This window comes from Rhodococcus sp. AW25M09 (assembly GCF_000333955.1).
Classification (GTDB): domain Bacteria; phylum Actinomycetota; class Actinomycetes; order Mycobacteriales; family Mycobacteriaceae; genus Rhodococcoides.
The window spans coordinates 21,947-29,736 of the sequence record NZ_CAPS01000046.1 but is presented as its reverse complement, the minus strand read 5'-3'; the positions used below and the strand labels follow the sequence as shown (position 1 = coordinate 29,736).

At 64.5% G+C, this 7,790-nt stretch carries 8 protein-coding genes; 3 read left to right on the top strand and 5 right to left on the bottom strand.

Features of this window, described 5'->3' with window-relative positions; translation table 11 throughout:
- Positions 1-358: helix-turn-helix transcriptional regulator (locus tag RHODMAR_RS08525; protein ID WP_042938468.1), on the bottom strand; the 358-nt coding region annotated here is incomplete at its 3' end.
- Between the two features lie 95 nt (positions 359-453).
- Between RHODMAR_RS08525 and RHODMAR_RS08520 the strand changes: the two genes are divergently transcribed.
- On the top strand, positions 454-819 hold the full coding sequence (locus tag RHODMAR_RS08520) for a VOC family protein (RefSeq protein ID WP_008713465.1): 366 nt from the start codon (positions 454-456) through the stop codon (positions 817-819).
- A 27-nt stretch (positions 820-846) separates the two neighbouring features.
- Here the strand turns inward: RHODMAR_RS08520 and RHODMAR_RS08515 are convergent, their stop codons facing one another.
- The gene (locus tag RHODMAR_RS08515; RefSeq protein WP_008713464.1) at positions 847-1,770 is read right to left on the bottom strand and encodes an alpha/beta fold hydrolase; all 924 of its coding nucleotides are present in this window, start codon (positions 1,768-1,770) and stop codon (positions 847-849) included.
- A 33-nt stretch (positions 1,771-1,803) separates the two neighbouring features.
- Entirely contained in the window at positions 1,804-2,571 is a 768-nt protein-coding gene (locus RHODMAR_RS08510) for an RsiV family protein (protein ID WP_232433601.1), read from the bottom strand.
- A gap of 168 nt (positions 2,572-2,739) precedes the next feature.
- Here RHODMAR_RS08510 and RHODMAR_RS08505 point away from each other — a divergent pair, with 168 nt between their 5' ends.
- Positions 2,740-3,093 carry a VOC family protein gene (locus RHODMAR_RS08505; protein ID WP_008713462.1) on the top strand — a complete coding sequence of 118 codons (354 nt, stop codon included), beginning with the start codon at positions 2,740-2,742 and terminating at the stop codon, positions 3,091-3,093.
- A 78-nt stretch (positions 3,094-3,171) separates the two neighbouring features.
- Here RHODMAR_RS08505 and groL read toward each other — a convergent pair whose 3' ends face one another.
- Positions 3,172-4,797: a chaperonin GroEL gene (gene groL / locus RHODMAR_RS08500; RefSeq protein WP_008713461.1), complete on the bottom strand. Its 1,626-nt coding sequence runs from the start codon at positions 4,795-4,797 to the stop codon at positions 3,172-3,174.
- A 415-nt stretch (positions 4,798-5,212) separates the two neighbouring features.
- Here groL and RHODMAR_RS08495 point away from each other — a divergent pair, with 415 nt between their 5' ends.
- A complete protein-coding gene (locus RHODMAR_RS08495) occupies positions 5,213-6,694 on the top strand; it encodes an amino acid permease (protein ID WP_008713459.1) in 1,482 nt (493 codons plus the stop codon).
- Here RHODMAR_RS08495 and RHODMAR_RS08490 read toward each other — a convergent pair whose 3' ends face one another.
- Positions 6,695-7,624, bottom strand: a complete 930-nt coding sequence (locus RHODMAR_RS08490; protein WP_051047891.1) for a serine/threonine-protein kinase — start codon at positions 7,622-7,624, stop codon at positions 6,695-6,697. It abuts the gene before it with no gap.
- Between the last annotated feature and the right edge of the window lie 166 nt (positions 7,625-7,790).

Below are 7,790 nucleotides of genomic sequence, written 5' to 3'. Positions count from 1 at the left end.
CCATGCCCGGTGACTCAGGTGCCGCAGCCTGTCGGGCGGCGATCTTGCGCGCGGCCGACTCCCACACCGCAGACAGGCCCAAACGCTCGAGTTGCGCGCTGTCCAAGCCGGCTACGGAGAGAGCCTCCATCTCTGATGGTTCTAGATGGGACGCGTTGAGCCGTGCCCCGGGGAGCAAGACAATCCCGCCCTTCCGCCCGCGTTCGGCATAGACAGGCACACCAGCAACGGAGAGTGCCTCGACGTCCCGCAGCACAGTCCGCCGAGACACTCCCAGACGATCGGCGAGCTCACTGGTGGTGATGCGCTGACGGGTCTGCAGGAGCAGCAAGAGGTGCAACAGCCTCGAAGCCTTCATGCTGACCAATGTTTGCAGAAAAGGTGACAGGTTCTGTCGCGATGAGGCGATCGACTGGAGCGGTACCGAGAATTCAACGATTTGAGGAGCGCTCCATGCCTGCACCGAATCTGTTCCTGATCGGCGTCCGCGACGTCGAGTCCGCTACCGCCTTCTACAGCGACCTTTTCGAGATCGAACCGACCTTCATCAGTCCCCACTACGTAGCTTTCGAGGTTGCCCCCGGTGTCCTGTTCGCGTTGTGGACGGGCTACAGCGATCACGCTGTCCCCGGCACCCCGCGGACAAGCGAAGTTGGGCTCATGGTTCCGGGCGCTGCGACCGCGATCGACGAGATCTTCACGAGCTGGGCCTCGAAGGGAGTCCGTGTCTTGGAGGAGCCCCACGAAGCTGTATTCGGCCGCACGTTCGTGATCGCAGACCCTGACGGCAACCTCATCCGGGTCTCCCCGGTGGACTGATGTGCAACGTTCCGCCGGTAAACCAGATCATTCGATCGGATCGTTCTGCGAGGCCCGCTCGCGATCCCGGACCACCTGGCCCAACGTCATGATGGCGTCGGCAAATTGTCCCGGCAGTTCCTGCGGCGGGTTGTGGCCGCAGTCGATCTGCCTGACGTCGATCAGATCGGTGAAGTGCGCCGCGTGGTCCGGGCGGCCGTACAACGAGGCGACGGTGTCCTCGGTCGGATCGATCACGACCGTGGGCACCGTGATCCTCGGTTGCCCCGTCAGCAACTCCTGCGTCGCGGCATAGGCAGGATCCCCGGGCTCGATGCCGTAGCGGTGCCGGTACGAGTGCACGGAGACGTCCACGAAGTCGGGGTTGTCGAACGAGGGCGCGGTAGCCGCGAATTCGGAGTCACCGAACCGCCAGGTGGGTGACCAGTCCGTCCACAGTGTCTGTGCGATCTCGGCGCGGTAGGCCGCGAGACCGGCCCGGCCCCGCTCGGAGTGCAGGTAGTACTGATACCAGTACCGCTTCTCGAGGTGCGGCAGCACCGGCGTGGACGCGGCCGCGGTGATGTCCTGCACCAGGTAGCCGGACACGCTCAACAAGCCGGACACCAGCTCGGGCCACACTGCGGCGACGACGCAGGCGGCTCGCCCACCCCAGTCGTAGCCCGCGACGAGGGGCCGGTCGAGATCCAGCGCGAGGATCAGCTCCCGCAGATCGTGGCCGATCGCGGCCTGCTCACCGGAGCGCACGGTCTCCGCGTCGGCGAATCGGGTCGGTCCGAAACCGCGCAGATACGGCACAACGATGTCGAAGCCGGAGTCCGCAAGCAGCCTGGCCACGTCGTCGTAGCAGCGTGGATCGTAGGGGAATCCGTGCAGCAACACCACCGAGCGACCGGACGGATCACCGAAGCGGTCGAAGGCCACATCCATCACCCCTGCACGAATCATCATGGGTCCATGCTCGCACTGTGGTGCCGCGCTGAGTCAGCTGCTCAGCACATCCTGCATGCCGGGAGCGAGGACGTCGGACAAGTCGGTCCACGGGACGGTGATCGTGATGAGCCCGATGCCGTAAGCCCCCACCTGGTAGTCCCCGAAGTGAATGTTCATCCCCTCCGGTGATGCCGTCCAGTTCGCGAAGTTGGCCACCGTCGGCTCGATGCCCGAGCGCTCGAAGCTATCGCCTGCGCGGGTGCTCGGAAGAATCCTCGCTGCCTGGTCGGAGAGCCGAGACAGGCCGGCGTCGAGGTCGGTGAAGGCATCGCCCAGTGTGATCGGTTGCGCGGAGTCGGTATCGATCGTCACGGTCGCGAGAAGTGAATCGCCATGTGCTCCGGGCGGTACGGCGATCCAATCGGTGATCTGTTCGGCACTGACGACGCGCCGACCGACGTGGATCGGACCCGTCGAGTAGCCGTCGCCGAGAGCGAAGTCGAATCCGTAGTCGCGGTCGATCTGATCTTGCAGCGCCGCCCGCATCGACTCGTTGAACTCCGCCGTCACGGCGCTGTCCCCGCCACTGAGCTGCGGAATTGCGACGTCGTAGGTCGCATGGTCCGTGGATCCGGTGACCCGGATGTTGCCGACAACGTACGGCTCGGCGGCGCGCGAGGTCGTGGGCACAGTTGTGGTCGGCTCGGCGCGTTCGGTCGTGAATGGCACGTCGGTGGTGGTCGGCAGCGATACCGGCGTGGCGGTTCCCGAGGTGGAGCAGCCCGCGAGGGCCGCGGTCACGGCGAGTGCGACGGTCATCGAGCGGAAACGAGCCATTACCCACCCTAACCACAGTGAGGCGGCTCACTCAACCACCGAAGTGGTCCGACCGGAACCAACCTGGCCGACCCGCGGTGAGGATCAATTTCCGCTGCTAGCGTCGAAAGGCGAGAGTTGCCGACCGGTCCATTGTTCAGAGGGAGTTCGATGAGAACGACGAGCATCATCACCAATCTGCGGGTACCGAATGTCGACGCGGCCAAATCGTTCTACACCGAGTTCCTCGGTCTGCGTTCCGAGGAGTTCGACCTGGGGTGGGTCGCGCGGCTGACGTCGCCCGACCGCCCGGTCAGTGTTCAGTTGGTGACCGGAGATGCGAGCGCACCGGAGGATTCGGTGATGTCGGTGCACACCGACGATGTCGACGGCGCATACGCCGAAGCACAGAAGCTGGGATACGAGATCGTGTATCCACTGACGACAGAGCAGTGGGGTGTGCGCCGCTTCTTCGTGCGCGCTCCCGACGGCAACGTCGTCAACATCGCGTACCACCGAGACTGAATACTGCGAATCACCGGAGCACGAAAAAAGCCCGACCCCCTCGAAAGGGAGTCGGGCTTTTTCAGCGAGGGGCTGGACTCAGAAGTCCATGCCGCCCATGCCACCGGTCGGATCGCCTGCGGGCGCTCCGGCCTTCTCGGGCTTGTCGGCGACGACGGCCTCGGTGGTGAGGAACAGAGCCGCGATGGACGCTGCGTTCTGCAGTGCCGAGCGGGTGACCTTGACCGGGTCGTTGATGCCTGCAGCGAGCAGGTCCTCGTACTCGTTGGTCGCGGCGTTGAGGCCGTGACCGGCGGGCAGGTTGGACACCTTGTCCGCAACGACGCCGGGCTCGAGGCCTGCGTTGAATGCGATCTGCTTGAGCGGGGCGGACAGCGCGACGCGAACGATGTTCACGCCGGTTGCCTCGTCACCGTCGAGCTTGAGGTTGTCGAGTGCAGGCGCTGCCTGGAGCAGTGCCACGCCGCCACCGGCGACGATGCCCTCTTCGACGGCTGCCTTGGCGTTACGCACGGCATCTTCGATGCGGTGCTTGCGCTCCTTGAGCTCGACCTCGGTTGCCGCTCCGGCCTTGATGACTGCAACGCCACCGGCCAGCTTGGCCAGGCGCTCCTGCAGCTTCTCGCGGTCGTAGTCGGAATCGGAGTTCTCGATCTCGGCGCGGATCTGGTTGACGCGACCGGCGATGGCGTCGGAATCTCCCGAGCCCTCGACGATGGTGGTCTCGTCCTTGGTGATGACGACCTTGCGTGCCTGACCGAGCAGCTCGAGTCCGGCGGTCTCCAGGGAGAGGCCGACCTCTTCGCTGATGACCTCGCCACCGGTGAGGATGGCGATGTCGGCGAGCTGCGCCTTGCGACGGTCACCGAATCCGGGAGCCTTGACGGCAACGGACTTGAAGGTGCCACGGATCTTGTTCACCACGAGGGTGGAGAGAGCTTCGCCCTCGACGTCCTCGGCGATGATGACGAGCGGCTTGCCTGACTGAATGACCTTCTCCAGCAGGGGCAGCAGGTCCTTGACCGTGGAGATCTTGGAGCTGACGAGCAGGATGTACGCGTCTTCGAGGACGGCTTCCTGGCGCTCTGCATCGGTGGCGAAGTACGCCGAGATGTAGCCCTTGTCGAAGCGCATGCCCTCGGTGAGCTCGAGCTGCAGGCCGAAGGTGTTGGACTCCTCGACCGTGATGACGCCTTCCTTGCCGACCTTGTCCATTGCCTCGGCGATGAGCTCGCCGATGGACGGGTCGCCTGCGGAGATACCGGCGGTAGCAGCGATCTGCTCCTTGGTGTCGATCTCCTTGGCAGAAGCGAGCAGCGACTCGGTGACGGCTGCAACAGCCTTCTCGATGCCGCGCTTGAGGCCGAGCGGGTTCGCGCCGGCTGCGACGTTGCGCAGGCCTTCACGGACGAGTGCCTGAGCGAGAACGGTAGCGGTGGTGGTGCCGTCGCCTGCGACGTCGTCGGTCTTCTTGGCGACCTCCTTGACGAGCTCGGCACCGATCTTCTCGTAGGGATCTTCGAGCTCGATCTCCTTGGCGATGGAAACACCATCGTTGGTGATCGTGGGAGCTCCCCACTTCTTCTCGAGTACGACGTTGCGACCCTTGGGGCCCAACGTCACCTTTACTGCGTCGGCGAGGGCGTTGAGGCCTCGCTCGAGGCCACGGCGTGCCTCTTCGTCGAACGCGATGATCTTGGCCATTGCGAAGTGATCCTCCGGATTGGGGGTGACACATTGCTGGCCGAGCTCGGTGCCCGCGACGGACGACCAGGGGTGTCGTTGATTCCCCGGCCTCACCGTGTCCCGACCTGGCACTCACGTGTCGAGAGTGCCAACTGCATTTCTAGCACTCGACCATGGCGAGTGCAAGGTCGACCGTCGGTACCGGCCGAGGGGCGAACCACGCCACCCCCCATGCCAGACGCCACCGCGCGGAGCGGGTCTCGAGCAGATGCTCGCCGAGCGAGTCGCATACACACATTGTTCACATCCGGCGCGATTGTTAACACGAGCCGACTTCCGCTCCCGGTCCGGCTCGAATAACGTTCGGAGACAAGGTAATTCATCTCCAAAAATTCAGACAAACAACTACAAATGCGACAGCAAGGAACGAAACATGTCCGATACGGTCGACACCTCGTACGACAATTCGTCGTTGGACCACGAGGAGGAGGGCTATCACAAGACCCTCAAACCTCGGCAGCTACAGATGATCGCCATCGGCGGTGCGATCGGCACCGGCCTGTTTCTGGGCGCAGGTGGCCGCCTCGCCAGCGCCGGGCCCGGCCTGTTCCTCGCCTACGCCCTCTGCGGAATCTTCGTCTTCTTCATCCTGCGCGCCCTCGGCGAGCTCGTGCTGCACCGTCCGTCCTCGGGCAGCTTCGTCTCGTACGCTCGGGAGTTCTTCGGTGAGAAGGCAGCGTTCGTCGCAGGCTGGCTGTACTTCCTGAACTGGGCAATGACGGCCATCGTCGACACCACCGCCGTCGCGACCTACATGCACTACTGGGGCAGTTTCGAGGTGATCCCCCAGTGGGTCATCGCGTTGATTGCGTTGGTCATCGTCATGAGCGTGAACCTGGTCTCGGTCAAGTGGTTCGGCGAGATGGAATTCTGGGCTGCCATCATCAAGGTCGTCGCCCTGGTCACGTTCCTCGTCGTGGGGATCGTCTTCCTCGCCGGACGCATCCCGGTGGGCTCGCAGATGCCGGGCATCAGTCTGATCACCGACAACGGCGGCTTGTTCCCGACGGGTGCCTGGCCGCTGGTGATCGTCATCTCGGGTGTCGTGTTCGCCTATGCCGCAGTCGAACTCGTCGGCACTGCGGCCGGCGAGACCGAGCACCCGGAGAAGATCATGCCGCGAGCGATCAACTCGGTCATCGCCCGTATCGCGCTGTTCTACGTCGGCTCGCTCGTACTGCTCGCACTGCTCATGCCGTACACCGCCTACCAGGCCGGAACTTCACCGTTCGTGACGTTCTTCTCGAGCATCGGCCTCGGTGGTGCCGGCACCATCATGAACATCGTGGTGCTCACCGCAGCATTGTCCAGCCTCAATGCCGGTCTCTACTCCACCGGGCGCATCCTGCGGTCGATGGCGATGAACGGTAGTGCGCCGGAATTCACAAAGAAGATGACCAAGGGCGGCGTCCCGTTCGGCGGCATCCTGCTCACCTGTTTCATCACGCTGTTCGGTGTCGCACTCAACGCCATCGCCCCCGGTGAGGCGTTCGAGATCGTGCTGAACATGTCTGCATTGGGCATCATCGCCAGTTGGGGCACCATCGTGTTGTGCCAGATTCAGCTCTATCGCTGGTCCCAGAAGGGCATCGTGGAGCGGCCCGCATTCCGCCTGTTCGGGGCTCCGTACACCAGCTACGCCACGCTGGTGTTCCTGGTCGGCGTCCTGATTCTGATGGCCTTCGACGCCCCGATCGGCTCCTGGACCATCGCCACTCTGGTGGTCATCATCCCCGCGCTGATCGGCGGTTGGTTCCTGGTGCGCACCAAGGTGCTCGCCGTAGCCGAGGAACGCTTGGGCTACACCGGCCAGTACCCGGTGGTGGCCAACCGCCCGATCGACGAGGACGAGTAGTCAGACCCGCCTTCGCCGCAACGACGACAACCACCTGCTCGACGCCATCGGACTGTGTCGAGTAGGTGGTTCCGGCGGCGGAGCTGCGACCGCAGCGGCCACGGCGTCGCTGAGCTCGACGCAGGTTCGAAATCGATCCGCCGGATCCTTCGCCAATGACCGTGCGACCACCGCATCGAGGCCCCTCGGCAGCGAGCGTCGACGCCGTGTCACCGACGGCGGCTCGGCCGTCAGGTGCGCAGCGGTGATCGCCAACGGCGTGGCCAGCGGATACGGGGTGCGTCCGGTCGCCAGCTCCACCAGCGTCGCACCGAGTCCGTAGACGTCGGTCTGTGCGCTCAGCACTCCCCCTCGCAGCAGTTCCGGTGCCGCATACTGGATCGAGGCCAGCACCGTTCCGTCCGATGCCAGCGGCGACGAATCGTCGAGCATGCGGGCTATTCCCCAGTCGGACAACAGCACCTGCTCGTAGCCGTCGCATCGGTCGGTGGAGATGAGGATGTTGGCGGGCTTGACGTCCCGATGCACGACTCCCTTCGAATGGGCGTAGTCGAGCCCCTTGGCCACCTCGGCGACGATGCGAGCCACTCTCGAGACATCGAGCGGGATCTGCCCGCGGGCGACGAGCCGCGCCGCGCTGTAGCCGTCCACGTAGTGCATCGACATCCACAGTTGCTGCTCGAATTCGCCGTGCTCGTGCACCGACACGATGTTCGGATGCACCAGCTCGCTCGCGACGGCCGCTTCCATCCGAAACTTGGCGCGAAGTTGTGGCGACCGCGATGCGTCGGGGTCGAGGACCTTGAGGGCTTCGAGCCGATCGTGGCCGCGCCCGAGAACCAGATATACCTCGCTCATGCCGCCGACTCCGAGGCGTCGCTGAACCCGAAAGCCAGCGAACTCGGAGCCCGGCCGCAATCTCCCACTCATCGAATCCCCTGCCGCGCAGCATTATTCGCGGGACAGCGGCCGTCGAGCGATACGACCGAGCACGTCCGCAGCATCGACAGAACTGTACTGCGCACTGGCCCGGCCAGCGACTCGGCCGCGGCCGGTCCTTCCGGTCACGGGTTGATCACACCCCGACTCCACAGCC